Here is a 1,888-nt window from a genome sequence, read left to right on the forward strand (position 1 = left end):
TGGGTGAGTTCGGCGATGGTGTGGCCTGGCCGGTGCAAGCGGATGTCACCGGTGGGCAGGGTCAGGCGGACGCCTCTGATCCCGTGGTTGGTGGGGTCCGGGACGATGGTGACGGGGGCGTCCAGGGCCCGGCGGAGCCAGGCGGCGAGGAGGATGGTGCTGGGTGAATCGGAGGCGCCCTCGACCTCGATCGCCGTGACGGACCGTGCGTCTACTTGGTCCAGGGCGGCGGCGAGTTGGATGCGCCAGTTGCTCAGGCGTGTCCAGGCGAGGTCGGTGTCTCCGGCGCGGTAGGTTTCCCGGATCCGGGCCAGTGCTGCTGCGGGGTCGGGTTCGTTGGCGGAGTCGGTGATGCGGCGGTGTGCGATGCGTCCGATGGAGGTTTCGCACGCGTTCTCGGGGGCGCCGTGCGGCCACCAGGCCACGATGGGTGCGTCGGGCAGGAGCAGGGCCGCGACGAGGGATTCGCTTTCCTTGGCGAGTTCCCCGTAGCCGCGCAGCACGATGACTTCGGAGGCTCCGGCGTCTCCGCCGACCCGGATCTGGGCGTCCAGTCGGGTCGGTGCGTGGGCGCCGGCGTCGGCGAGGACGATGATGCGGCAGGGGTGTTCGCGGCTGGCGTCGTTGGCTGCCTCGATGGCTTCTTCTTCCAGGCCGGAGGTGGTGACCACTACCAGGGTCAGGACCCGTCCGAGGGCGATCACGCCTTTTTTTTTTTCCGCCCCCGCCACAACCATCCAGATCTCCTGGGCCGAATTGATGGCGGGGAGGGTCAGGGAAATCCTCGACGGCGGTGGCTTGGGGGAGTTCTCGACCCCCACCACGGTGCGGTCCTGCACGCGGATCCCCGCCTGTTCAGGGAAGAGCGAGGCAATGTGCGCATCCGGACCGATACCTAGGAGAAGGACATCGAAGCGGGGCAACTCTCCGGCTTCCTCCGGACGATTGTCCGAAGTATCCGCGGCGTGTTCTGCCTCCGCAGCGGCCTTGAGCCGGGCCGCGTAGTCCACAGCGGCGTCCTCTGCCGTGGCGAACTCGTCCGATGAACCGGGTTCGTGCACCCGGGCGGGATCTACAGGCAGGCCGGAAAGCAATGCTTCTCGGGCCTGCACTGTGTTGCGGTCTTGACTGTCCTTGCCAACGAAACGCTCGTCACCCCACCAGAAGTTCACCCGGGACCAGTCGACCGCGGGCGCAGCAGGGGAGTCGGCAACCGCTTTCAAGGTGCCGATGCCCACGGTGCCGCCGGTGAGGACCACTGTGGCTTCACCGTACTTGTCTTGTACGTCCACCAGCTTGGTGATCAGCCGTGCGGCGATCGCGGCCATAAGGACAGCGGAGTCGGGATGGATGCTTACTCTGGGGTTAGCGCTCACTGGATCGGTCACTCCTTGCTATTCGTTCGGGGCAGTCCCATAGTAATCACTTCTCCGAAGACCTCGTCGGGGTCGAGGCGGCGGAGTTCTTCGGCGAGGCAGTCGCGTAGGCTGCGGCGCGGGAGGGAGATCCGCTGGTCGGGCTGACCGGGCTGGGTCAACTCGGCGATGGACAGGCCGGGGCGGACCAGCTGGACGTCGCCGGTGACACGGCTGAGCCGCACCCGGCGGATCCCCGTTCCGGCGGGGTCCGCGACGATCTCGACCGGGGCCTCGAGGAACAGCGTGAGCCAAGCGGCCAGCAGCAGGGTGCTGGGTGAATCGGATGCGCCCTCGACCTCGATCGCTGTGACGGGGGATTCGTCTACTTGGTCCAGGGCGGCGGCGAGTTGGATGCGCCAGTTGGTCAGGCGTGTCCAGGCGAGGTCGGTGTCTCCGGCGCGGTAGGTTTCCCGGATCCGGGCCAGTGCTGCTGCGGGGTCGGGTTCGTTGGCGGAGTCGGTGATGCGGCG

General features: G+C 67.5%; 2 protein-coding genes and 1 pseudogene. All 3 read right to left on the minus strand.

The genetic code is table 11. The features are described 5' to 3' along the window. A partial coding sequence (locus tag A3M3_RS28595) for a glucose-6-phosphate dehydrogenase assembly protein OpcA (RefSeq protein ID WP_051423456.1) occupies nucleotides 1-737 on the minus strand: 737 nt, incomplete at its 3' end. 27 nt (nucleotides 738-764) lie between these two features. Beyond that, nucleotides 765-1,328: pseudogene (gene pgl / locus A3M3_RS29050) on the minus strand (6-phosphogluconolactonase); the annotation flags it as partial. 56 nt (nucleotides 1,329-1,384) lie between these two features. Next, a partial coding sequence (locus tag A3M3_RS25815) for a glucose-6-phosphate dehydrogenase assembly protein OpcA (protein ID WP_035743332.1) occupies nucleotides 1,385-1,888 on the minus strand: 504 nt, incomplete at its 5' end.

Origin of the sequence: Arthrobacter sp. MA-N2, from assembly GCF_000517125.1 — a bacterium.
GTDB lineage: Bacteria > Actinomycetota > Actinomycetes > Actinomycetales > Micrococcaceae > Arthrobacter > Arthrobacter methylotrophus.